Source organism: Dorea sp., from assembly GCF_977044405.1.
In genome coordinates this window covers 1-25,598 of record NZ_CDRRQK010000033.1, presented here as the reverse complement: position 1 = coordinate 25,598, position 25,598 = coordinate 1, and the positions used below count along the sequence as shown (strand labels likewise).

Sequence of the window (25,598 nt, the reverse complement as noted above, 5' to 3'; positions counted from 1 at the left end):
GATATGCAGGCTGGACGGACAAAAAATGCGAAGAAAGCCTTTGCTGACATTCGCAAGGATTATGGCTTATGATATATGAAGTAGAAGTATCCGAACAGGCTGACAGTGATTTGAGAGGGATTTTTGAATATATTGCTTTTGAATTGCAATCGCCGGAAAATGCAAGCGGACAGCTTGACCGTCTGGAAGAACAGATATTAAGTCTGGATACGATGCCGGAGCGTTATCGAAAATATGAAAAAGAACCGTGGAAAAGCCGTGGGCTTCGTGTATTACCAGTAGACAATTATGTGGTACTTTATATTCCAGATAGTGATAAAAAGGTTGTAACAATACTTAGAGTAATGTATGCCGGACGGGACATAGACAATCAGTTAAATCTCCACACAAAGCAATAAAGGATATGATTTAAAGCAGTCTTTCATTTATGATCGACTGCTTTTTTTATATTCAAAATTAAAAAGAAAGGACTGAATTACGATGGAAGAATGTAGCGTATGTCTCGCGTGGCAAGATGTATCGATAATGGTCCCATGGAAGGATTCTGGGGACTAATGAAACGAGAAATGTATTATGGCAAAAAGTATAAAACAAAAGGAGAATTAATTCTTGCCATAGAGAAATACATAGATTATTACACAAACAAAAGAGTTCAACGAAATCTTGGGGTGCTTACACCAATGGAATTCCATGAACAAAAACTAGAAAACGTTGCATAAACAACCCGGTACATAAACTGTACCGGGGAAAAAATTTTTCGTTATTTAATTTGTCTACTTGACGGGTAGCACACCAAAATCAAGGTTTGCAAAAAAATCTCAAAATATTAGCACTCAACTCTTGACAGTGCTAACAAAACGATGTATTGTTATATTGCAAATAGAACAAGAGCAAAAAAGGAGGTTGTCACTATGAATATAAATAAATTCACACAGAAATCATTACAGGCTGTACAGAACTGTGAACGCATTGCAATGGATTATGGCAACCAGGAGATTGCACAGGAACATTTATTATATGCGTTACTGACACAGGATGACAGCCTGATCGCAAAATTAATGGAAAAGATGGGACTCGATAAGAATCTCATTATCAACCGAGTAGAAGAAGCCATTCAGAAAAGACCGAAAGTCCAGGGCGGACAGCAGTATGTTGGACAGGATCTGAACAATGCACTGGTACATGGCGAAGACGAAGCAAAAGCCATGGGAGATGAATATGTATCGGTAGAACATCTTTTCCTGGCAATGATGAAATATGCACGTAAGGATATGAAGGCACTTTTCCGTGAAATGGGCATTTCAAGAGAAGGGTTCTTACAGGCACTTTCCACCGTCAGAGGTAATCAGAGAGTGACTAGCGATAACCCGGAAGATACCTATGATACATTGAACAAATACGGTACCGATCTGGTAGAAAGAGCAAGAGAACAGAAGATGGATCCGGTTATCGGACGTGATTCTGAGATCCGTAATGTGATCCGGATCCTTTCCCGTAAGACGAAGAACAACCCGGTTCTGATCGGTGAACCTGGTGTAGGTAAGACAGCAGTTGTAGAAGGTCTTGCACAGCGTATTGTACGTGGTGATGTACCGGAAGGACTGAAGGAGAAGACGATCTTCTCACTGGATATGGGGGCACTGGTAGCCGGCGCGAAATACCGTGGTGAATTCGAGGAACGTCTGAAAGCAGTACTGGAAGAAGTCAAGAACAGTGACGGAAGAATCATTCTGTTCATCGATGAATTGCATACCATCGTCGGAGCCGGTAAGACAGACGGAGCCATGGATGCCGGAAATATGTTAAAACCTATGCTGGCAAGAGGTGAACTCCACTGTATCGGTGCAACGACATTGGATGAATACCGTCAGTATATTGAAAAAGACGCCGCACTTGAGAGACGTTTCCAGCCGGTTATGGTAGAAGAACCTACCGTAGAAGATACGATTTCTATCCTTCGTGGACTGAAAGAACGTTATGAAGTATTCCATGGTGTGAAGATCACAGACGGTGCGTTGGTAGCAGCCGCAACCTTATCTGACCGTTACATTTCTGACCGTTTCCTTCCAGATAAGGCTATCGACCTTGTAGACGAGGCATGTGCACTGGTTAAGACAGAACTGGATTCCATGCCGGCAGAGATGGATGAACTGAACCGTAAGATCATGCAGATGGAGATTGAGGAAACTGCACTGAAGAAAGAAGACGACAGATTAAGTAAAGAACGTCTGGAACACTTACAGCAGGAACTGGCAGAATTAAGAGAAGAATTTGCCGGAAAGAAAGCACAGTGGGACAATGAAAAAGTCGGTGTTGAACGTGTACAGAAACTGCGTGAAGAGATCGAGCAGGTCAATAAAGACATCGAAAGAGCACAGCATTCTTATGATCTGGAGAAGGCAGCAGAACTTCAGTATGGCAAACTGCCACAGCTTCAGAAACAGTTAGAAGAGGAAGAAGCAAAGGTAAAAGACGAAGATCTGTCCCTCGTACACGAAAGTGTCAATGATGAGGAGATCGGAAGAATCGTATCCCGCTGGACAGGAATCCCGGTTGCCAAGTTAAATGAAAGCGAAAGAAGTAAGACTTTACATCTTGGTGATGAACTGCATAAGAGGGTGATCGGTCAGGATGAAGCGGTAGAACTGGTAACAGAAGCCATCATCCGTTCCAAAGCAGGAATTAAAGATCCGACCAAACCAATCGGTTCGTTCCTGTTCCTTGGACCTACCGGTGTAGGTAAGACAGAGCTTGCCAAAGCACTGGCAGAGAATCTGTTCGACGATGAGAATAATATGGTGCGTATCGATATGAGTGAGTACATGGAGAAATACTCCGTGTCCCGTCTGATCGGAGCGCCTCCGGGATATGTCGGATACGATGAAGGCGGCCAGCTTACCGAAGCAGTCAGAAGAAGACCTTATTCGGTTGTACTGTTCGATGAGGTAGAAAAGGCACATCCGGATGTATTCAATATCTTATTACAGGTACTGGATGACGGACGTATCACCGATTCACAGGGACGTACCGTAGATTTTAAGAATACGATACTGATCATGACATCCAATATCGGCTCCCAGTATCTGCTGGATGGTATGGATGAAAATGGCAACATCAGCCAGGAGAGTCAGAATGCGGTAATGGAAGACTTAAGAGCACACTTCAGACCGGAATTCCTGAACCGTCTGGATGAGACAATCATGTTCAAACCATTGACGAAAGACAACATTTATGACATTATTGACTTATTAGTAGCTGATGTCAACAAACGTCTGGCTGATCGTGAGATTTCTATCTTCCTGACCGAAGATGCGAAGAAATATGTCGTAGACGGAGGATACGATCCGAATTATGGTGCAAGACCATTGAAGAGATTCCTACAGAAACACGTCGATACACTGGCAGCAAAACTGATGCTGCAGGGTGACGTAGGTGCACAGGATACGATCATCATAGACGTAGAAGACGGTAAGCTTGTGGCAAGGAGTCAGAGCGTGTGCGAATAATATTTCACATAGATGTCAATTCAGCTTATCTTAGCTGGACAGCAGTAGAACAATTGAAAAACGGAGCCGGAGTGGATATCCGGACGATACCGGCGATCATTGGTGGCGACCAGAAGTCCCGTCACGGTATCGTTCTGGCAAAATCCATTTCGGCAAAAAAATATGGCATTCGTACGGGGGAACCTGTTGCGAATGCCTTTCGTAAGTGTCCGAATCTTAAGACTTATCCGCCGGATCACCAGATGTATCACGAATACAGCCGGAAACTGATGGAATTCTTACGTACCTACACGACACATATAGAACAGGTCAGTGTGGATGAATGCTACATGGATTTCACAGAGATTGCGGACCGGTTCACATCTCCTGTGGAAGGTGCGGATGAAATCAAGGATGAGGTGTATAAAAGGTTCGGATTCACGGTGAATGTGGGAATATCTTCCAGAAAAGTCCTGGCAAAGATGGCATCCGACTTTGAAAAACCGAATAAAGTGCATACACTGTTCCCGGAAGAAGTTCCGGTGAAAATGTGGCCGTTGCCGATCGGCGAACTTTTCATGGCTGGCCGTTCGAGTGTAGAGACAATGAAGAAGCTGGAGATCTATACGATCGGAGATCTGGCGAATACAGATCCGGCGATTCTGGAACTGCATTTGAAAAGCCACGGACGGAAACTCTGGGAATTTGCCAACGGACTGGATGATTCAGAAGTAGAGAGCGTACGTGCGGAAGCAAAAGGAGTTGGCAATTCCACGACACTGCCAAAAGATCTGACAACAGAAGAAGAGGTGTTGCCGGTATTGAAAGATCTGGCCGCAAGTGTGGGAAGACGATTAAGAAAAGCCGGACAGAAAGCCGGGATGGTCAGTGTGGAGATCAAGTATCATACCTTCAACCAGGTATCCCATCAGATGCAGATGGAGAGACAGACGAATCAGGATAATGACATTTATCAGACCGCCATCGACCTGTTCCGTGAACTGTGGAGCGGCGAACCTATCAGACTTCTTGGAATCCGGACGTCCAAGTTATCGGAAGAAAGCGAACCGGAGCAGTTGAGTCTGTTTGATATGAAGTTCGAATCCGAAGAGACGAGGAAGAAAAAGAAGAATCTGAGAGCGGCGCTTAAGAAGCTGGAAGGAAAATATGGGGATGGTATTGTGAAAAAGGGATGGTAAAGGAAAATCCCTTGACAGGTGTAAGAAATTTTGCTATAGTTATGAACATAAGAGCAGTTGCGAATTATATTTACATATAATTTGTGGCTGCTTTTTGTGTTGTCAATGAAGAAAGCGGGCAATCTGTTTCAGATATATGCTAAATTCATGCTCGCATGAAATTTAGCATATATCTGAAACAGATGATGGACATTCTCTGAATGTCCATCATCGAACGACGTAAGTCGTGAGATGTATACCCGCGAGAATCGTAAAAGAAAAGAATAAAATAAATCTAGGAGGAATGGAAATGAGAAATATAAATTGGAAAGAATTATTCATTGATATCCTTGTGGATATCGTAGCAGGTATGATCATCGCAGTTGGTATCTACAACTTTGCGCTGAATGCTGATTTCCCGGTAGCCGGATTTTCCGGTATTGCAATCATTCTGTATCACCTATTTGGACTGCCGGTCGGTGCAGGAACGATCATCTTAAATGTACCTGTAGCAATCTTCTGTTATAAATTTTTAGGAAAAGAATTTTTCTTAAAGTCCATGAAATCGATGATCATTTCATCATTACTGATGGACTACGTAGCACCATTGTTCCCGGTCTATGACGGAAGCAGATTTTTAGCAGCTTTGTGTATGGGTGTATTATGCGGAATTGGATATGCTATGATCTTCATGAGAGGTTCTTCAACGGGTGGACAGGACTTCATCAGTGTGGCAATCAAGAAAGTAAAACCACATATTACACTTGGAATCATTACATTTGTCCTGGATATTTGTACCATTATCCTTGGTACAGCACTGGTATTCAAGGATGTGGATGGTCTGATTTACGGTGTCATCGTTACCTATCTGATGGCAATGGTAATGGACAGAATCATGTATGGTATCGACGAAGGTAAGATGACCTTGATCGTAACCGAAAAAGGTGCTGAGATCGCAGAAAAGATTGACGCATACTCAGGAAGAGGTTCCACAATCTTAAAAGGAATCGGAAGCTACTCCAAGAAAGATAAAGACGTTGTCATGTGCGCTTGCAATAACAAACAGATGTATACCATCAAAAAGATGGTACATACCATTGACCCGAAAGCATTCACTATCATCGTAGAATCCAATGAAGTAGTGGGAGAAGGTTTCAAAGAAGAATTGCCAGATATTGAATTATAAAATACGGAACAAACTAACATGACCAGAGGAGTCAATCTGTGAAATTTATGTAACTGAATAAAAAAATAGAACAGAAAAACGACGCTATAAAACCGGACGAGAATCCTATATTCCAGGGATTCTCGTCCGGTTTTATAGCGTCGTTTTTCTTCTGGTTATCTATTTTGCATACAATTTCACAAGTTCTGTAACCACATCCACACTCTTATCCATACCCTCAACAGTGATGTGCTCATAAGGTCCGTGATAAGCATGTCCGCCTGTTCCAAGGTTCGGGCAAGGCAGTCCTTTGAAGCTTAACTGGCATCCATCTGTACCGCCGCGGATTGGAAGTACCAGAGGTGTTACATCCGCATTTTCACAAGCTTTTTTCGCATTGTCAATGAGGTGCATGCATGTAGCGATAATCTCAGCCATGTTGCGGTACTGTTCAGAAATGGTAAGTGTGACAGTACCTTCACCCCATTTTTCATTCATATTTTTCTCGATTAATTTCAAAGTCTTTTTCTTTGCTTCGAAGAGATCTTTGTCGTGGTCTCTTACGATATAATGAAGCTCGGCTTCCGCAACTTCTCCGGACATACTCATCAGATGGTAGAATCCTTCGTAGTCTTCTGTTCCGCGAGGGGTCTCCATAGATGGAAGTGCATTGTTGATCTCCATAGCAACAAGACTTGCGTTGATCATGATATCTTTGGAAGAACCAGGATGTACATTGAATCCCTTGATCACAAAATCAGCTTTACAAGCATTGAAGTTCTCATACTGGATTTCACCTTCGGTATCACCGTCAAGTGTATAGCCATAGTCAGCGCCGAACTGTTCTACGTTGAAGTGAGAAGCACCGGTACCAATCTCTTCATCCGGTGTAAATGCAACACACAGAGGTCCATGTGGAATCTTTTCTTCCTGAATGCGTTCGATCATCGTCATGATCTCTGCAATTCCGGCTTTGTCGTCAGCTCCAAGAACGGTTGTACCATCAGAAGTAATCAGTGTACGTCCCTTAAGATCTGTCAGATGAGGGAAGTTCTTAGGACTTAAAATGGTATCACTTGTTCCAAGTCTTAAGTTGCCGCCGTCATAATTTTCAGTAACGATTGGTTTGATATCATGGTCACAGAAGTCTGATACAGTATCCATGTGTGCGATGAATCCAATTACCGGTTTGTCTTCCAGACCTTCGGTAGACGGAAGTTTTCCGTACAGGTAGCACTGGTCATCCAGGACAACATCTGTAAGTCCAAGTTCTTTCATCTCGGCTTCCAGAATTTTAGCCAGGTCAAACTGGCAGGCAGAAGATGGTACAGTTTCGCTGTTTTCGTCGCTTGGTGTGCGGACAACAACATATTTCAGTAATCTTTCATAAGCTTTCATGAGTTACATTCCCCTTTTCTTATTTTTTCAAAATATTCTAACTATTACTATAACACAATTTTTCCTTTGCTGCATTGTAAAATGATGTTATACTTATTATATTAGAGAAATGTTACAGTTCACAGATAGAATATTGAAAAATAAAACTCCATTATGATAATCATAGTGAAAAGTATGAACAGTAACGAAAAATTTAAAGATGCTGCAGATGGCATTATTTGAATCAGGAGGCAATAAAAGATGAAATTAACCCAGTTACTGGAACGTTTAGAATATGAAGTAGTACAGGGAGATGACCAGATCGAAGTGACAGAGCTGATCAATGATTCCCGTAAAGTCACAGAAGGCAGTGTATTCGTATGCATCAGCGGAGCAGTATCCGATGGACATACTTATGTAGGGCAGGTTGCAGAAAAAGGTGCGGCAGCTGTTATCGTAGAAAAGGACGTAGAAGCACCGGAAGGATTAACGGTCATTAAAGTAAAAGATACCCGTTATGCACTGGCAATGACATCTGCAGCATATTTTGGATATCCGGCAGATAAACTGAAAGTCATTGGTATCACAGGAACAAAAGGTAAGACAACAACAACATACATGGTAAAATCCATTCTGGAAGAAGTCGGCATCAAAGTTGGTCTGATTGGTACAATTGAAGCAATCATTGGAGATAAATGTATTCCGGCTAATAATACGACACCGGAATCATACACAATCCAGAAATATTTTGCAGAGATGGTAGAGGCAGGATGCGAATGTGTAGTTATGGAAGTTTCTTCACAGGGACTTAAACTCGACCGTACTGCAGGAATTCCATTCGAGATCGGAATCTTCACAAACCTTGGAGAAGATCATATCGGACCAAATGAGCATAAAGACTTTGATGAATATAAGTACTGCAAGAGCCTGTTATTCAAACAGTGCAAGATCGGAATCGGTAATGTGGATGACAAGTGGTTCGAAGACATTTTCAAAGATGCAACATGTAAGGTTGAGACATTTGGATTCTCAGAAAAAGCAGATATCCGTGCAACAGATGTAAAACATATCTCAAGACCGGGATATCTTGGAGTACAGTATCATGTGGCTGGTCTTATGGACTTTGATGTAGAGATTGATATTCCGGGAGATTTCAGTGTGTATAACTCACTGACAGCAATCGCAGTATGCAGACATTTTGGCGTACCGGTAGAGGATATCAAGAAAGCACTGAAGGTTGCGAGAGTCAAAGGACGTATTGAGATGATCAAGGTATCGGATGACTTTACATTGATGATTGACTATGCACACAATGCAATGGCACTGGAAAGTCTTCTGGATACTCTGAGAGATTATAATCCTGAGAGAATCGTGACAGTCTTTGGCTGCGGGGGTAACAGATCCAAGACCAGACGTTACGAGATGGGAGAAGTATCCGGTAAATTATCTGACTTTACGATCATCACATCAGATAACCCGAGATTCGAAGAGCCACAGGCAATTATTGATGATATCGTAGTCGGCATGAAGAAGACAGATGGTAAATATATCACTATCTGCGACAGAAAAGAAGCGATTAAATATGCGATCGAACACGGTCAGCCGGGAGACGTTATCATCCTGGCAGGAAAAGGACATGAGACATATCAGGAGATCAAAGGTGTGAAATACGATATGGATGAGCGTGTTCTGATCAAGGAAGTATTAGAGGAATTGAAGAAATAAATGTACGCTGATATTATCGTTGATATTACGCATGAAAAATTAGATAAAGTCTTTCAATACCGCATCCCCTCTCATCTGGAGGGGATGCTTAAGGTTGGAATGGAAGTTGTTGTACCGTTTGGAAGGGGCAATAAAGAGACAAAAGGCTATGTGACAGATTTTTCCGAGCGTGCAGAGTACGCGCCGGAGAAGATCAAAGAAGTCTTACGAATTGCAGAAGAAAGTGTTGCGATAGAAAGCAGGCTGGTAGCACTTGCAGCATGGATGAAAGAGACATATGGCGGAACGATGATCCAGGCGCTGAAGACGGTTCTTCCTATTAAAAAGAAAGAGCGTGCCAGAGAAAAAGAGACTGTCAGGCTTCTACTTACAAAGAAAGAAGGAGAAGAAAAATTAGCAGTCTACCTTCATAAGAACCAGAAAGCAAGAGCCAGACTTCTGGCGGCACTTCTGGATCAGCCGGTGCAGGATTATGATTTCCTGATGCACAAGTTAAATCTTACCCGGAGCGTGGTAAAGGCCCTGGAAGAGCAGAAGGTGCTGGCACTTGAATCTGAACAGGTCTACAGGAATCCGGTAATCTATAAGGAAAAAGAACAAAAGGACATCATATATACGGAAGAACAGGAAAAGGCCATACAGACATTTAAAAGAGACTATGACCAGGGGCTTCGAAAGACGTATCTGTTGTATGGAGTCACAGGAAGTGGTAAAACCGAAGTCTATATGGAGATGATCGCCAAAGTATTGGAAGAAGGCCGGCAGGCAATCGTACTGATACCAGAGATTGCGCTTACGTACCAGACGGTTATGAGATTCTATACAAGGTTTGGCGACCGGGTGTCAATCTTGAATTCCAGAATGTCCCAGGGAGAGCGTTATGACCAGATGGAACGTGTCAAACGTGGGGAAGTAGATATCATGATTGGTCCAAGATCTGCATTATTTACCCCATTTTCTGATCTGGGGCTGATTGTGATCGATGAGGAGCATGAGCCGACTTATAAGAGCGAGCAGGTGCCAAGATTTCATGCAAGAGAGACAGCGATTGAAAGGGCACGCATGGAACATGCATGCGTGGTACTTGGCTCAGCAACACCGTCACTGGAAGCATTTTACGCATGTGAATCTGGAAAGTACGAACTGTTAAGACTTAAGAACCGGAGTATGAAGCAGAGTCTTCCGGAAGTATATGTAACCGATATGAGGGAAGAATTAAAGAAGGGTAACCGTTCTATCTTAAGTGACCGGTTAAAGGAACTGATGGAAGACCGGTTACAAAAGAAAGAGCAGATGATGTTGTTCTTAAACCGGAGAGGGTATGCGGGTTTTGTTTCTTGCAGAGCATGCGGATATGTAGTAAAATGTCCTCACTGCGATGTGTCACTGTCGGTGCACAGAGGCGGTAAGATGGTCTGTCATTATTGTGGATATGAGACGGCCGGAGTTCAGAACTGTCCGTCGTGTGGTTCACCTTATATCGGAGGATTCCGTGCAGGGACGCAGCAGATCGAAGAACTGGTAAAGCGACAGTTCCCACAGGCAAGAGTGTTGCGAATGGATCTGGATACAACAAAGAATAAAGGTGGTCATGAGAAGATCCTTGCACAGTTTGCAGATGAAGAAGCGGATATTATGATCGGTACACAGATGATCGTAAAAGGTCATGATTTTCCAAATGTGACGCTGGTGGGGGTACTTGCGGCAGATATGTCATTGTACTCAGATGATTACAGATCCGGTGAGCGTACATTCCAGCTTCTGACCCAGGCGGCAGGTCGCGCAGGGCGTGGCAGAAGTAAAGGTGAGGTTGTGATACAGACATACAGTCCGGATCACTATAGTATCCAGATGGCAGCAAAGCAGGATTATGAAGGCTTTTATGAAAAAGAGATGAATTACCGTGACCTGATGGGTTATCCACCGGCAGCACAGCTGATGGCAGTCCTGATGACAGGAGCAGACGAGGAGATGCTTCAGACGGCAGCGGAATATTTGAAAAAATATGCAATCCGCGTCATGGATGAAGGTACTTGCCAGGTAATCGGACCTGCAAGTCCGTATGTTGGTAAGGTCAATGATGTATACCGTAAGATCCTGTATCTGAAAAGCGAAGATTATCAGATGCTGATACGGATCAAAAACCATATGGAGCGGTATATAGAAATCAACCGGGGCTTTGCAAATATGCGGATACAGTTTGATTTTAATCCGATGAGTGTATTTTAAGGATTGTGGGAGCGGCATAGCTACAGAACAATCCAATGACAGCGTTTTAAGCAAATCAAGAAAGTAGCGAAGCGGATTTCGAATATCTGCTTGACTAAAATGATAGAAAACTTTATACAAGAGGAGAAAGAAATATGGCACTTAGAACAATCAGAGAATTTGGGGACGAAGTCCTGAATAAAGAATGTAAAGAAGTAACGAAGATGACACTTCGTACACAGGTACTGATCAACGATATGTTAGATACGATGTATGAAGCAATGGGTGTTGGCCTTGCGGCACCTCAGGTTGGAGTCTTAAAACGTATCGTAGTGATCGATGTAGGAGAAGGACCGATCGTACTGATCAATCCAGTGATCTTAGAGACATCCGGTGAGCAGACCGGAGAAGAGGGATGCTTAAGTCTTCCAGGAAAAGCTGGTATGGTAACAAGACCAAACTACGCAAAAGTAAAAGCACTGAATGAAGATATGGAAGAAGTGATCCTGGAAGGAGAGGGACTTCTTGCAAGAGCATTCTGCCATGAGATCGATCACCTGGATGGTAAATTATATACCAGACTGGTAGAGGGCGAAGTGCATGATGTGAATTATGAGGAGGAAGAATAACATGAAAGTAATATTCATGGGAACACCGGATTTTTCCGTTGGAACGTTAGAGGCACTGATCGAAGCCGGACATGAAGTGGTACTTGCAGTTACACAGCCGGATAAGCCAAAGGGACGTGGCGGCAAGATGCAGTTTACACCGGTAAAAGAAGCAGCAGTAGCACATGGCATTCCGGTATTTCAACCGGTAAAGATAAGAGAAGCTTCTGCTGTAGAAGAACTTCGTAAATATGATGCGGATATTATGGTGGTCATTGCATTTGGACAGATTCTTCCAAAAGAGATTCTGGAGATGACACCATATGGATGTATCAACGTACATGCATCCTTACTTCCGAGTTACCGTGGTGCGGCGCCGATCCAGTGGGCAGTCATCAACGGAGATAAGGTTTCTGGTGTAACAACTATGCAGATGAATGAAGGGCTTGATACCGGCGATATGATTATGAAGACAGAGGTTCCTCTGGCAGAGAATGAAACAGGCGGAAGTCTTCATGACAAGCTTGCCGAGGCGGGAGCAAAACTGTGTGTAGAGACTTTAAAGGCATTGGAAGAGAAGACAGCAACCTGGGAAAAACAGGGAGAAAGTCCGACCGAATATGCAAGAATGCTGGATAAAAAGCTCGGTGATATCGACTGGAACAAGCAGGCAAAAGAAATCGAATGTTTGATCCGTGGATTAAATCCATGGCCAAGTGCATACACAGACTGGAACGGAAAAGTGATGAAAATCTGGGAAGCAAAAGTGGTGGAAGGAAATACAGAAGAGAAGCCGGGAACCATTGTGAAAGTAGACAAAGACGGATTTTGTGTACAGACAGGAGACGGACTTTTAAAGGTTCTGGCACTTCAAATTCCTGGAAAGAAGAGAATGGAGGCAGATGCATTCTTACGCGGCTATCAGATAGAAGCTGGGAGTGAACTTTCTTCGCAGGACACAAAATAGAAGCTGGCCGTGAACTTCATTTTAGAATTATCAGACAGAAAAATAGTTGTGAACTTTATTCACAAATGATTAAGAATTGTTAAAAATGTATGAAAAAGAACTATTCGGGTATATTTTCATATATAATGCAGGTCATAGAGAGTAAGGAGGCTGATAATTATGTATTATCCAATGTATTTTGACCCGACATATGTATTAGTATTACTTGGCGTAGTGATCTGTATGGTGGCATCAGCGAAGATGAATTCTACATTTAATAAATATTCCAGAATTCGTAACCATTCCGGAATGACAGGAAGAGATGCGGCTGAACAGATTCTTCACAGGGAAGGACTGTATGATGTGCGTATCGAGCATATTTCCGGTAATCTGACCGATCATTATGATCCGAGAACGAAAGTCGTAAGATTATCCGATGCAACGTATAATTCGACTTCGGTAGCTGCTCTTGGAGTTGCGGCACATGAGTGTGGACATGCAGTCCAGCATGCGACAGGTTATGTTCCACTTAAGATCAGAGGAAGCCTGGTGCCGGTTGCGAATTTTGGAAGTTCGATCGCATGGCCGTTGATCATTCTTGGCCTGTTCTTTAATGGCAGATCATCAGCAATGTTTATCAATTTTGGAATACTTGCATTTTCACTTGCGGTATTATTCCAGATCGTAACACTTCCGGTTGAGTTCAATGCATCGAACAGGGCACTTAAGATTCTTGGTAACAGTGGAATGTTATATGAAAGTGAAGTGAAGGATACCAGAAAGGTACTGACTGCTGCGGCATTGACCTATGTAGCAGGTGCGGCTTCTGCAATCCTGCAGCTTCTGAGAATTTTGCTTCTGACAAATAACCGCAGAAATGATTAATTGCCAGAGTGGGTCTGAAAAATGATTTTTAGACACGCTCCAGAGCGTAAGTGATAAGAAAGGGAAACTGCTTTTATAGCGGTTTCCCATGTGTTGTTTTATGAGAAAGAGAGTAAAGAAAGTAAAAAAGGAGGACGTATGCAGGCGTCAGTAAATGAAAGAGAACTTGTTCTGGACATGCTGCTTCAGATTACAAGAGATGGGGAATACAGCCATATCGTATTGAAGAATGTCCTGGACAAATATCAGTATCTGGATAAAAGAGAACGGGCGTTTATCACAAGGGTGGTGAATGGAACGCTTGAGCATATGATAGAGATCGATTATATCATCAATCAGTTCTCAAAAGTAAAGGCAAATAAGATGAAGCCGGTCATCCGTACGATTATGAGAAGTTCCGTATATCAGATGAAATATATGGACAGCGTACCGGATTCGGCTGTCTGTAATGAAGCAGTAAAACTGGCAGGAAAACGTGGATTTGTCAATCTGAAAGGATTTGTCAATGGAGTGCTTCGTAATATCAGCCGTAACCTGGATAAGATCGGTTACCCGGATGAAAAAGACACGGCAGCATATATTTCCGTACGGTATTCACTTCCGGAATGGCTGGTGAAGCAGTGGCTGCATGTATATGATGAAGATACGGTAAAAGCAATCGGAGAGGCATTCCTGAAAGAACATCCGCTGACGGTCCGTTTTGATGAGCATAAGATCGCAAAATCAGAACTGATAAAGATCCTGAAAGAAGAAGGTGTAACTGTAACAGAAGATGCACAGGTTCCATGTGCATTATATCTTTCCGGATATGATCATCTGGGAGTGCTTGGAAGCTTCTGTGACGGTCTTTATCAGGTACAGGATTTAAGTTCTATGCAGGTAGCACTCTGGGCGGAGCCACAGGAAGACGATCAGGTGATAGATGTGTGTGCAGCGCCGGGAGGAAAGGCGATTCATATCGCAGAGCTTCTGAATGGAACTGGTCATGTAGAAGCAAGAGACTTGTCGGAATATAAAGTAGACCTGATCTGGGATAATATTAACCGGAGCGGACTAAAGAATATAGATGCCGTATGCCATGATGCAACCATCGGAGATCCGGAAAAGAAAGAGACAGCGGATATCGTGATCGCAGATCTTCCGTGTTCGGGACTTGGCGTGCTTGGCAAAAAGCCGGATCTGCGTTATAAGATGAATGAACAGACAGAAAAAGATCTGGTACAGTTACAGAGAAAGATTTTATCTGTGGTGAATACATATGTAAAACCGGGAGGAAAGCTTCTTTATAGTACCTGCACCATCCACAGAGAAGAGAATGAGGGAAATGTAGAATGGTTCCTGAAGCAATATCCGGAATTTGAACTAGTAAAAGATAAGCAGATGCTTCCGGGAGTTGATGCAGGAGATGGATTCTACATTGCAATGTTAAAAAAGGTGAATCATGAGTAAAAAAGATATATGTTCTTATAATTATGACGAATTAAAAGAAGAAATGCTTGCAATCGGTGAAAAAGCATTCCGGAGCAAACAGATTTATGAATGGCTTCATGTAAAGCTGGCCGATGATTTTGATGAGATGACGAATCTTTCTAAGAATCTCAGGGAAAAATTAAAAGAAAATTATGAGATCCGGAAGGTTAAGATGATAGACCATCAGATTTCAAAAGTAGATCCGACAGAAAAGTTCCTGTTCGAACTGGAAGATGGCAATATGGTAGAAAGTGTACTGATGAAATACAATTATGGAAACTCCGTATGTATCTCATCCCAGGCAGGCTGCCGTATGGGCTGCAGGTTCTGCGCTTCTACGATCGGTGGTCTGGTCAGAAGCCTTGAGACATCTGAGATGTTAAGACAGATCTATCACATTCAGAAGATTACTGGCGAAAGAGTTTCGAATGTAGTCGTTATGGGAACCGGTGAACCGCTTGACAATTATGATAATTTCGTGAAATTCATTCATATGTTAAGTGATGAACATGGCCTGAACATCAGCCAGAGAAATATCACAGCTTCGACATGTGGGATTGTTCCGAATATGAGAAGACTTGCAGAAGAAGGACTTCAGATCACACTGGCATTATCCTTACACGGATCCAGTCAGGAAAAACGTAAAAAACTGATGCCGGTAGCGAATAAATACGAATTGTCTGAGGTATTGGATGCCTGTGATTATTACTTTGATAAGACGGGTAGAAGGATTACATTTGAATACAGCCTTGTGGCGGGAGTCAACGATCAGCCAGATGACATCAGGGAGCTGACAGCAATTTTAAAAAGAAGAAACTGTCATCTGAATCTGATACCGGTAAATCCGATCAAAGAAAGAGATTTTAAAAAGCCAGACCGCAAAAATGCGCTGGAATTTAAAAATAAACTTGAAAAAAACGGAATTAATGTTACTATAAGAAAGGGAAGAGGCTCTGATATTGACGGGGCCTGTGGACAGTTGCGACGTAGACACGCAGCCAAAAGCGAGGTAGAAACAGATGAAAATTTATGCGATGACTGATGTAGGAAGAAAACGTGAAGTCAATCAGGATTATGTATACGTAACAGACAGACCGATTGGACCATTTCCAAATCTCCTTACGGTCGCCGATGGAATGGGAGGACATAAGGCAGGAGATTTTGCGTCCAGTTATACAGTAAATGTATTAAAAGACGAATTGAAAAAGACACCTATGGATAAACCTGAAGAAATTCTGCGTAACGTGGTCAGTATTGCGAATCATAAACTGATAGAAGCAGCATCGACAGATATCAGACTGGAAGGCATGGGAACAACTCTGGTAGCAGCAACAGTTGTTGGCAATACATTATATTTTGCCAATGTGGGAGACAGCAGACTCTACCTGATCAATGATAAGATCCGTCAGCTTTCCAAGGACCATTCACTGGTAGAAGAGATGGTACGTCTCGGAGGAATCAAGGCAGAAGAAGCCAGAAACCATCCGGATAAGAACATCATCACAAGAGCAATCGGTGTAAAGGAAGATGTAGAGCCTGACATTTACGAGTATCGTCTGAAAAAGGGAGATATTATACTGATGTGTACAGACGGACTCAGCAATATGGTAGAAGATGAAGAAATGTTCAATATTGTAAAGGGCGCCAGAGATGTGGTAGAAGCTGTTCAGATGTTAATAGAAAAAGCAAACAGCAATGGTGGAAGAGATAATATAGGGGTTATCGTGGCAGAGCCACTTGCTGATGAGGTGAGTATATGGTAAAAGATGGAATCGTACTGGGCAAACGATATGCCGTACTCAGTAAGATTGGTGCCGGTGGGATGGCGGACGTCTATAAAGGCCGGGATCAGATGCTGAACCGTTATGTGGCGATCAAGGTGCTCAAAAGAGAGTATAAAGAGGACGCGAATTTTGTACGGAAGTTCCGTTCCGAGGCTCAGGCAGCAGCCGGGCTGATACATCCAAATGTTGTTAATGTATACGACGTTGGAGAAGACCGTGGCCTGTATTATATGGTCATGGAATTAGTAGAGGGTATTACATTAAAAGAATATATCGAGAGAAAGGGAAGACTCTCGCACAAAGAAACAATCAGTATCGCAATCCAGATGTGCAGCGGTATTGGTGCGGCGCACAAAGCGGAGATTATTCACCGTGATATTAAACCACAGAATATTATTATTTCCAAAGATGGTAAAGTAAAAGTAACGGACTTTGGTATTGCCAAAGCATTATCTTCTAATACAGTCAGTACCAATGCAATGGGATCGGTGCATTATACATCACCGGAACAGGCAAGGGGTGGATTCAGCGATCAGAGAAGTGATATCTATTCCATCGGTATTACACTGTTCGAAATGGTAACAGGAAGGGTTCCATTTGACGGAGAGACAACTGTAGAAGTTGCAATGAAGCATCTGCAGCAGGAAATTACACCTCCATCAGAGCTGGTACCGGAAGTACCATATAGTCTGGAACAGATCATTATGAAATGTACACAGAAAAGTCCGGAACGCAGATACAGCAGCACGATGGAGCTGATACAGGATCTGAAGCATTCTCTCGTGGATCCGGATGGAGATTTTGTTCGGATCGGACGGTATTCCTATGGGGATACCAATACGGTGATCATGACAGACAAAGATCTGGATGATGACGATGATGATACAGAATCATTTGATACAACTTCCTATGATACGGAGTATATGGACAGAGGGGAATCCGGAGAGGTAAATCCCCGTATGCATAAGCTTATGAAGATTCTTACAGCTGTAGTGATCGCAATTGTTGCAATCGGAGCAATCTATGCGGTTGGTAAGGCGGCCGGAATATTCAAATCATTTGGAAGCGCAGTGACAGAAGATTCGAACAGTTCATCAAAGAAGATTACAGTGCCGGATGTCAGAGGTATGACAGAAGAAAAGGCGAAGAAACTTCTGAATGATAAGAAGCTTGGATATTATGTAGTTACAAGAGAAGACTCTAAGAAATATAAGGCAGGAAGGGTTTCAAAACAGACTCCGGAAGCAGGAACAAAGGTATCCGCACATACAAGAATCGAAGTTGTTGTAAGTTCCGGATTGATCGGTAATACAAAATCCGTACCGGATGTCAGCGGTAAGAGTGAAGCGGATGCACAGAAAGAGCTGGAAGATGCAGGATTCAAGGTAACATCAAGTTTCCAGTATGATGACAATGTAGAAAATGGTAATGTCATCAGCACAACTCCTGCAGCTGGAACCAAAGCTGAGAAAGGCACACAGATCACCATGCTGGTAAGTAAGGGAAGTGATAAGAAGAGCGTTCCGAATGTAAGAGGTATGGAAGATTCTGCGGCACAGAATACAATTAAAAATTATGGATTTAATGTTGGATCAGTTACTTATCAGTACAGTGATTCTGTAAGTAAGGGACTGGTCATCAGTCAGGGAGTTGCAGCTGGAACGAAGGCGGCAGCTGGAACAAGTATTTCGCTTGTTGTAAGTTCCGGTCCAAAACCAGAAGAGAAGATCGAAGTCAGAGGCTTCGTTGGACAGTCAGAGTCAGAATTGAACAGCTGGGCATCACAGAACGGACTGTATACGAATAAATCTGATTCACAGTACAGCGATACGTATGCTGCGGGCACGATTATTTCCATGAGCCCGTCTTCAGGAAGCGTATCCAAAGGAAGTACGATCAGCTATGTAGTCAGCCTTGGCTCAAATCCATCGAATAATTCAGGTTCAGATAATTCGGGAAATACCAGTGATGGTTCTACAGATAACAGTCAGAGTGGAACAACAGGCGGTGACACAACCGGAAGCACTGGAACCGAAGGAAATCAATAAGAGATATGCAGGGAAAAATTATAAAAGGTATTGCCGGATTCTACTACGTTCATGTAGTAGAATCCGGTGTTTATGAATGTAAAGCAAAAGGCGTGTTCCGAAAAGAGAAGATCAAACCTCTGGTCGGAGATAATGTAGAGATAGAGATTCTGGATGAAACAGAAAAAAAAGGAAATATCGTAAAAATCCTTCCAAGAAAAAATGAACTAATCCGCCCGGCAGTAGCGAATATAGATCAGGCACTGGTGGTATTTGCCATCACAAAGCCGGATCCGCATTTTAATCTGCTGGACAGGTTTTTAGTTATGATGGAAAGTAAAGAGATTCCGGTTGTATTGTGCTTTAATAAAGAAGATATTGCAACAGATCCGCAGGTAAAAGAACTGGAAGATATATATGAAAAATGCGGCTATCCACTGGTATTTGTCAGCGCCAAAGAAGAACGTGGAATTGAAAAGATACGTGAACTTCTAAAAGGGAAGACAACCGCGATTGCAGGACCGTCCGGAGTAGGAAAGTCTTCTATTATCAATATACTCCAGCCGGAAGCGGAGATGGAGACCGGTGCGATCAGCACCAAGATTGAAAGAGGAAAGCATACAACAAGGCATTCAGAATTATTTGCAATTGATGAGAATTCTTACATCATGGACACACCGGGATTTAGTTCGTTATATGTAAACGACTATGAAAAAGAAGATCTGAAGTATCTGTTCCCGGAATTTTCCGAATACGAAGGACAGTGCAGGTTCAATGGCTGTGACCATGTACATGAACCAGGCTGTGCAGTGAAACAGGCGCTGGAAGAAGGAAAAATCCACAACATTCGTTATCAGAATTATATAGAAATGTACGAGGAATTAAAAAGCAAGAGGAGGTACTGATTGATGAACTATGTATTAGCACCGTCAATACTGGCGGCAGATTTCAAGGTTTTAGGTCAGGAAATGAAAAAAACGGAGGAAAATGGGGCAAAGTACATTCACTTTGATGTAATGGACGGAATGTTTGTACCAAGTATTTCATTCGGTATGCCTGTTCTGGCATCTATTCATGATGCAACAGAGCAGTTCATGGATGCGCATCTGATGGTACAGGAACCAATCCGCTATGTAGAAGCATTTCAGAAAGCAGGAGCAGATTCTGTTACAGTACATCTGGAAGCCTGTGAAGACGTGAAAGCTACTTTGGATAAGATCCGTGAATGTGGCATGAAAGTTGGTCTTTCGATCAATCCGGAGACAGACGTAAAAGAACTTGCACCGTATCTGGGCGAGGTAGACATGATCCTGGTGATGAGTGTACATCCTGGATTCGGCGGACAGAAATTCATTCCGGAATCACTGGATAAGATCCGTACAATCCGTACCATGCTGAGTGAAAAAGGCCTTGAGACAGACATTCAGGTTGATGGTGGTATTTACGTAGACAATGTCAGAGAAGTACTGGACGCAGGTGCCAATGTGATTGTTGCCGGTTCTGCGGTGTTCAAAGGTGATGCAGGAGAAAATACTGCAAAATTCATGGAGATACTGAAAAATTATGAGTAAGAGAATTGTAATTATCAGTGGTGGGGAACTGAATGAGGAATTTGTATTATCTGTTCTGGCAGAAGAAAAACAGTATGTGATCGGTGTAGACAGAGGGATGGAATTCCTTTATGCGCATCAGATCCTGCCGAATTATATCGTGGGAGATTTTGACAGCGTAAAAAAAGAAATTGGTGATTACTACCGCAATGAGACAAATGTACCGATCCGGGAATTTAATCCCGTAAAAGATGCATCAGATACAGAGATCGCAATCAGACTTGCGATGACACTCGGAGGAAAAGAGATACTGATCCTTGGTGCGACCGGAGGCCGTATCGATCATCTCTGGGCAAATGTACAGAGTCTTGCAATTCCATTTAAAGCAGGAATAGATGCAGTCATTATGGACAGCCAGAATAAGATCCGACTGATCGGAGGCGGTGAGACGCACCTGAAAAAGGGAGAAACTTATGGCCCTTATTTTTCCGTTTTCCCACTGGGAGAAGAGGTCTTTGGCTTTAATATAAAAGGAGCCAAATATCCACTTACAAATCATACATTAACACCGTATGACAGCCTGTGTGTCAGCAACAAATTCTTAGAAGATGATGTAACCATCAGCTTTATGAATGGAATTGTAATCCTTATGGAGACGAAAGACAGATAAAAACTGTCATAAACTGTGGCATATATCTTACAGAAAGCAGTTTTTAGGCACACATTAATTTTCACAAGAGAATTTTGAGCAAAATATTCACAAAGAAGTCTTAACATGGTATAATATCAAATACTGTGTTAAGATTTTTTTGTCACATCTTCGAAGAAAGATGATAAGATACAGAGAATCATTTCTATGTATATAAAAGCATAGAAAGAAAATAGTTTAGAAAATCAATATTAATCAGGTTTTTTTGTACCATATGTAATGGCGTGAAAATGGTGTAACCATTACTGGAAATCCCTGAAAAATAGGAGGAAATAAAAAAATGAAATTAGGAATCGTCGGATTACCAAATGTAGGGAAAAGTACTCTTTTTAATTCACTTACAAAGGCAGGAGCAGAATCAGCAAACTATCCATTCTGTACGATCGACCCGAACGTAGGTGTTGTAACTGTACCAGATGAGAGATTAAATGTACTGGGAGAGATGTATCATACAAAGAAGATTATCCCTGCAGCAATCGAGTTCGTTGATATCGCAGGACTTGTAAAAGGAGCATCCAAAGGAGAAGGACTTGGAAACCAGTTCCTTGCAAATATTCGTGAAGTAGATGCGATTGTACATGTAGTAAGATGTTTTGAAAACAGCAATATTGTACACGTAGATGGAAGTATCAATCCGCTCCGTGATATCGAGACAATTAACTTAGAGCTGATTTTCTCAGATCTTGAGATCCTGGAAAGAAGAATTTCCAAAGTTTCTAAAGTTGCAAGAAATGATAAATCTGCAGCAAAAGAACTTGCACTTCTGAATAAGATCAAAGCACATCTGGAAGACGGAAAGCTTGCGAAGACATTTGAAGATGTAGACGATGAGGAAGAACAGGTATGGCTGGAAAGCTACAATCTGCTGACATACAAACCGGTTATCTATGCGGCAAATGTATCTGAAGATGATCTTGCAGATGATGCAGCTAACAATGAAGGAGTACAGGCTGTTCGCGAATATGCCAAGGGAGAGCAGAGCGAAGTATTCGTAGTATGTGCAGAGATTGAAGCAGAGATTTCAGAGCTTGACGATGATGAGAAGAAGATGTTCTTAGAGGATCTTGGATTAGAAGAATCTGGTCTGGAGAAACTGATCAAAGCAAGTTATAAATTACTTGGTCTTATCAGCTACCTGACAGCCGGAGAGCCTGAAGTACGTGCATGGACAATCACAGAAGGAACAAAAGCACCACAGGCAGCAGGAAAGATCCACTCTGACTTTGAAAGAGGATTCATCCGTGCAGAGGTTGTATCTTATGACGATCTGATCGCATGCGGAAGCCACACAGCAGCCAAAGAAAAAGGTCTGATCCGTCTGGAAGGAAAAGACTATGTAGTAAAAGACGGAGATATCATGCTGTTCCGCTTTAATGTATAAGAAAACGGGGGCAGTATCATGCACAGAACCATAGATTTTCCCAATCTGGGAATTCATCTGAAATCTGTCGGAGATCATATCACGGTATTCGGATTTGATATTGCATATTATGGAATGATCATAGGCGTAGGAATCCTGGCCGGACTTATGATGGCCGTCATGGAAGCGAAGCGTACACATCAGAAAGTAGAAGACTATTATGATCTGGCAGTATATGGAGTCATTTTTTCAATCATAGGTGCAAGAGCATATTATGTAATCTTTTCCTGGGACATGTATAAGGGAGATATCAAAAGTATCATTAATATCCGTCAGGGCGGACTTGCCATTTACGGTGGTGTTATCACGGCAATCATCGTTGTATTCGTATTTGCAAAGATAAAGGGCTTATCCCCGTATCTGTTATTTGACACCGGTGGATTCGGCTTGATCACAGGTCAGATGATCGGAAGATGGGGCAACTTCTTCAACAGGGAAGCGTTTGGCGAATACACAGACGGTCTGTTCGCCATGCGCCTTCCGGTAGATGCAGTCAGAAGCTCAGACATCACCACCAAGATGTGGAACCACGCAGAGACCGTAAAAGGAGTCACCTATATCCAGGTACATCCAACCTACCTCTACGAATCCATGTGGTGCCTGATGGTTCTGATCAGCATGCTCCTGTACCGCAAACATAAAAAATTCGACGGAGAAGTATTTCTGGTATACCTCTTAGGCTACGGCTTAGGAAGAGTCTGGATCGAAGGCTTAAGAACTGACCAGTTACTGCTTCCAAAAATCGGCTTCCCAGTATCACAGTTACTGGCCGGCACAATCGTAGTAGTATCAGCCATCCTGATCATAGTGGGCCGAAAAAAAGCAGCAGCCTCACAAAAAGCCATACCACAGAAAAAGTAAAATACCAACATCAATCCGGAGAAGCCACATCATAGAACCAAAAAAATACCAACAGTGACCCGGAGAATCCACACTATAAACTTACGGCACCCATCCAGTAAGATTGCTATGCCATAGAAATCAAATTATAACGATAGCGTTATTGACCCAGCTGTTGCAAAACCAGCTTAACGCAGAAAAAGAACCCTATATATGTGAATAAGACAACATTGACCAACGGGAGCGTTGTCGTTTCACATATATAGGGTTCTTTTTCATCACAAACTTCAGGAATGCAACAGTGTCCTACAAAAGAACATATAAATTACTATTACTTATCAATCTTACTAAGTGCCGCCTCATCAGCCACAATCGTAACATCATTATGTAACTGAAGAATAGAAGCAGGAACCTCCGGAGTAATCGGTCCATATAACACTTCTTTTAAGATGTCAGCCTTATCTTCCCCACTTACAACAACCAGGATCTTCTTAGCCTGCATAATATTCTTAATACCCATCGTATAAGCCTGTCTTGGAACATCATCCTCAGATTCAAAGAAACGCTTATTAGCTTCGATTGTACTTTCAGTCAGATCCACACAATGTGTTTCTTTTTCAAAAGCAGCACCCGGCTCATTGAATCCGATATGTCCGTTGTGTCCAAGACCGAGAAGCTGGAGGTCTACACCGCCCTGCTTGCGGATGATCTCATTATATTCTTTACATGCTTTATCGGAATCTGCTTCCAGTCCGTTTGGAACAAAAGTACGTGTCTTATCGATATTGACATGGTCAAAAAGATTTGTATTCATAAAATATCTGTAGCTCTGGTCATTTTCAGGACTGAGTCCTTTGTATTCATCGAGGTTTACACTTGTAACCTGAGAAAAATCAAGATCCCCTTTCTTGTACCATTCAATCAGTTGTTTATATGTACCAACCGGTGAAGATCCGGTTGCAAGTCCGAGTACACAGTTTGGCTTCATAATAATCTGTGCAGAAATGATGTTTGCTGCCTTACGGCTCATATCCTGATAGTCTTTTGCTTTATAAATTACCATAATAAAATCTCTCCTTATTCTATTGTTTTTTGTTTCTGAATATCAGTATATACATTATAAATGAATTTTCAAGTAAAATAGCATGAACTGAAACTACTTTCAAAACCGGAAAGAAACTACCTGGAATTGTGCATGTTGCATAAAAAATGGATTTTTAAATAGGCAAAAACAGAGAGAAGAATTGAAAAGAATGAAAGAAGTTTCAAGAACTGCAAAGCTACTTGAAAATAAAAACGAACAATACTATACTGATTGCAGAACGAAGGAGGGAACAAAACAATGAATCAGAAAGTTGAAAATCTGAAGGGTAAATTAATTGTATCATGTCAGGCATTACCGGATGAACCATTACATTCTTCATTCATTATGGGAAGAATGGCACTGGCTGCAAAGCAGGGGGGTGCAAGTGGAATTCGTGCAAATACAAAAGAAGATATCAAGGAAATCCAGTCACAGGTTGATCTTCCGATCATCGGAATCGTAAAAAGAGATTATGATGACAGCGATATCTACATTACACCAACAATGAAAGAAATCGAAGAGCTTATGGAAGTTAAGCCGGAGATCATCGCAATGGACGCTACTATTTCTAAGAGACCTGGTGGAAAGACACTGGATGAGTTCTTCAAAGAAGTAAAAGCAAAATATCCGGATCAGTTATTCATGGCAGACTGCTCTACAGTAGAAGAAGCACTGCATGCTGACGAACTTGGATTTGACTTCATCGGAACTACAATGGTTGGTTACACAGAGCAGAGCAAAGGCGATAAGATCGAGGCAAATGATTTCGAAATCTTAAGAAAGATTGTTGCAAAAGCAAAACACAGAGTGATTGCAGAAGGTAACATCAATACACCGGAAAAAGCAAAACATGTGATCGAGCTTGGTGCATACAGCGTTGTTGTAGGGTCTATTATCACAAGACCACAGCTGATCACAAAGTCATTTGTAGAAGAAATGGAAAGATAATTCCGCAAGGAACTTATTAAATTAAATTTATATAAAAAGACAAAGAAAAGGAGAAAGAAACAATGAGAAATCTTGAAAAGTACAAAGGCGTAATCCCTGCATTCTATGCATGCTATGACAACGAAGGAAATGTAAGCCCGGAAGGCGTTCAGGCACTGACAAAATACTTTGTAGAAAAAGGTGTGAAAG

Annotated in this window: 22 protein-coding genes and 1 pseudogene; 21 read left to right on the top strand and 2 right to left on the bottom strand. The window is 42.2% G+C overall.

What is annotated here, in order from left to right; genetic code table 11:
* Positions 1–68 precede the first annotated feature (68 nt).
* The 5 genes from ACWJAF_RS12545 to ACWJAF_RS12525 all read left to right on the top strand — a co-directional run bounded on the left by ACWJAF_RS12545 (position 69) and on the right by ACWJAF_RS12525 (position 5,849).
* The gene (locus tag ACWJAF_RS12545) at positions 69–398 is read left to right on the top strand and encodes a type II toxin-antitoxin system RelE/ParE family toxin (RefSeq protein ID WP_106493242.1); all 330 of its coding nucleotides are present in this window, start codon (positions 69–71) and stop codon (positions 396–398) included.
* A 108-nt stretch (positions 399–506) separates the two neighbouring features.
* Positions 507–719, top strand: coding sequence for an IS3 family transposase (locus ACWJAF_RS12540; protein ID WP_448864357.1), 213 nt, complete (start codon positions 507–509; stop codon positions 717–719).
* 192 nt (positions 720–911) lie between these two features.
* On the top strand, positions 912–3,506 hold the full coding sequence (gene clpB / locus ACWJAF_RS12535; RefSeq protein ID WP_448864355.1) for an ATP-dependent chaperone ClpB: 2,595 nt from the start codon (positions 912–914) through the stop codon (positions 3,504–3,506).
* Positions 3,497–4,684, top strand: a complete 1,188-nt coding sequence (locus ACWJAF_RS12530) for a DNA polymerase Y family protein (RefSeq protein ID WP_448864353.1) — start codon at positions 3,497–3,499, stop codon at positions 4,682–4,684. The genes clpB and ACWJAF_RS12530 overlap by 10 nt, the downstream gene beginning before the upstream one ends.
* A gap of 289 nt (positions 4,685–4,973) precedes the next feature.
* Positions 4,974–5,849: a YitT family protein gene (locus ACWJAF_RS12525; protein ID WP_448864351.1), complete on the top strand. Its 876-nt coding sequence runs from the start codon at positions 4,974–4,976 to the stop codon at positions 5,847–5,849.
* A 159-nt stretch (positions 5,850–6,008) separates the two neighbouring features.
* On the opposite strand, the gene pepT is transcribed toward ACWJAF_RS12525, so the two are convergent.
* Complete coding sequence (pepT, locus tag ACWJAF_RS12520) at positions 6,009–7,226, bottom strand: peptidase T (RefSeq protein ID WP_448864349.1); 1,218 nt, start codon at positions 7,224–7,226, stop codon at positions 6,009–6,011.
* 240 nt (positions 7,227–7,466) lie between these two features.
* Here pepT and ACWJAF_RS12515 point away from each other — a divergent pair, with 240 nt between their 5' ends.
* From ACWJAF_RS12515 to lgt, 14 genes are all read left to right on the top strand, one after another.
* Positions 7,467–8,930 (top strand): UDP-N-acetylmuramoyl-L-alanyl-D-glutamate--2,6-diaminopimelate ligase, encoded by a 1,464-nt coding sequence (locus ACWJAF_RS12515; RefSeq protein WP_296031763.1) that lies wholly within the window; start codon positions 7,467–7,469, stop codon positions 8,928–8,930.
* Positions 8,931–11,159 (top strand): replication restart helicase PriA, encoded by a 2,229-nt coding sequence (priA, locus tag ACWJAF_RS12510; RefSeq protein ID WP_448864347.1) that lies wholly within the window; start codon positions 8,931–8,933, stop codon positions 11,157–11,159.
* Between the two features lie 134 nt (positions 11,160–11,293).
* Positions 11,294–11,767 (top strand): peptide deformylase, encoded by a 474-nt coding sequence (gene def / locus ACWJAF_RS12505; protein ID WP_296031760.1) that lies wholly within the window; start codon positions 11,294–11,296, stop codon positions 11,765–11,767.
* A 1-nt stretch (position 11,768) separates the two neighbouring features.
* Positions 11,769–12,713: a methionyl-tRNA formyltransferase gene (fmt, locus tag ACWJAF_RS12500; RefSeq protein WP_448864345.1), complete on the top strand. Its 945-nt coding sequence runs from the start codon at positions 11,769–11,771 to the stop codon at positions 12,711–12,713.
* 159 nt (positions 12,714–12,872) lie between these two features.
* Entirely contained in the window at positions 12,873–13,577 is a 705-nt protein-coding gene (locus ACWJAF_RS12495) for a zinc metallopeptidase (protein WP_296031756.1), read from the top strand.
* A 138-nt stretch (positions 13,578–13,715) separates the two neighbouring features.
* Positions 13,716–15,026 carry a 16S rRNA (cytosine(967)-C(5))-methyltransferase RsmB gene (gene rsmB / locus ACWJAF_RS12490; RefSeq protein ID WP_448864343.1) on the top strand — a complete coding sequence of 437 codons (1,311 nt, stop codon included), beginning with the start codon at positions 13,716–13,718 and terminating at the stop codon, positions 15,024–15,026.
* A complete protein-coding gene (rlmN, locus tag ACWJAF_RS12485; RefSeq protein WP_448864341.1) occupies positions 15,019–16,089 on the top strand; it encodes a 23S rRNA (adenine(2503)-C(2))-methyltransferase RlmN in 1,071 nt (356 codons plus the stop codon). The genes rsmB and rlmN overlap by 8 nt, the downstream gene beginning before the upstream one ends.
* Complete coding sequence (locus ACWJAF_RS12480) at positions 16,067–16,810, top strand: Stp1/IreP family PP2C-type Ser/Thr phosphatase (protein WP_296031751.1); 744 nt, start codon at positions 16,067–16,069, stop codon at positions 16,808–16,810. The genes rlmN and ACWJAF_RS12480 overlap by 23 nt, the downstream gene beginning before the upstream one ends.
* Positions 16,804–18,879 (top strand): Stk1 family PASTA domain-containing Ser/Thr kinase, encoded by a 2,076-nt coding sequence (pknB, locus tag ACWJAF_RS12475; protein WP_448864339.1) that lies wholly within the window; start codon positions 16,804–16,806, stop codon positions 18,877–18,879. Before ACWJAF_RS12480 ends, pknB begins: the two co-directional genes overlap by 7 nt.
* Positions 18,880–18,884: 5 nt before the next feature.
* Positions 18,885–19,763 (top strand): ribosome small subunit-dependent GTPase A, encoded by an 879-nt coding sequence (rsgA, locus tag ACWJAF_RS12470; RefSeq protein WP_448864337.1) that lies wholly within the window; start codon positions 18,885–18,887, stop codon positions 19,761–19,763.
* A gap of 3 nt (positions 19,764–19,766) precedes the next feature.
* The gene (gene rpe, locus ACWJAF_RS12465) at positions 19,767–20,429 is read left to right on the top strand and encodes a ribulose-phosphate 3-epimerase (RefSeq protein ID WP_448864335.1); all 663 of its coding nucleotides are present in this window, start codon (positions 19,767–19,769) and stop codon (positions 20,427–20,429) included.
* A complete protein-coding gene (locus ACWJAF_RS12460) occupies positions 20,422–21,078 on the top strand; it encodes a thiamine diphosphokinase (RefSeq protein ID WP_448864333.1) in 657 nt (218 codons plus the stop codon). Before rpe ends, ACWJAF_RS12460 begins: the two co-directional genes overlap by 8 nt.
* A gap of 319 nt (positions 21,079–21,397) precedes the next feature.
* A complete protein-coding gene (gene ychF, locus ACWJAF_RS12455; protein WP_448864332.1) occupies positions 21,398–22,498 on the top strand; it encodes a redox-regulated ATPase YchF in 1,101 nt (366 codons plus the stop codon).
* A gap of 18 nt (positions 22,499–22,516) precedes the next feature.
* The gene (gene lgt, locus ACWJAF_RS12450; RefSeq protein WP_448864330.1) at positions 22,517–23,398 is read left to right on the top strand and encodes a prolipoprotein diacylglyceryl transferase; all 882 of its coding nucleotides are present in this window, start codon (positions 22,517–22,519) and stop codon (positions 23,396–23,398) included.
* Between the two features lie 310 nt (positions 23,399–23,708).
* Here the strand turns inward: lgt and nagB are convergent, their stop codons facing one another.
* A complete protein-coding gene (gene nagB / locus ACWJAF_RS12445) occupies positions 23,709–24,440 on the bottom strand; it encodes a glucosamine-6-phosphate deaminase (protein ID WP_448864328.1) in 732 nt (243 codons plus the stop codon).
* Between the two features lie 279 nt (positions 24,441–24,719).
* Between nagB and ACWJAF_RS12440 the strand changes: the two genes are divergently transcribed.
* Together ACWJAF_RS12440 and ACWJAF_RS12435 are read left to right on the top strand one after the other, a co-directional pair.
* Positions 24,720–25,409 carry an N-acetylmannosamine-6-phosphate 2-epimerase gene (locus tag ACWJAF_RS12440; RefSeq protein WP_015529448.1) on the top strand — a complete coding sequence of 230 codons (690 nt, stop codon included), beginning with the start codon at positions 24,720–24,722 and terminating at the stop codon, positions 25,407–25,409.
* A gap of 62 nt (positions 25,410–25,471) precedes the next feature.
* Positions 25,472–25,598, top strand: a pseudogene (locus ACWJAF_RS12435) (N-acetylneuraminate lyase); the annotation flags it as partial.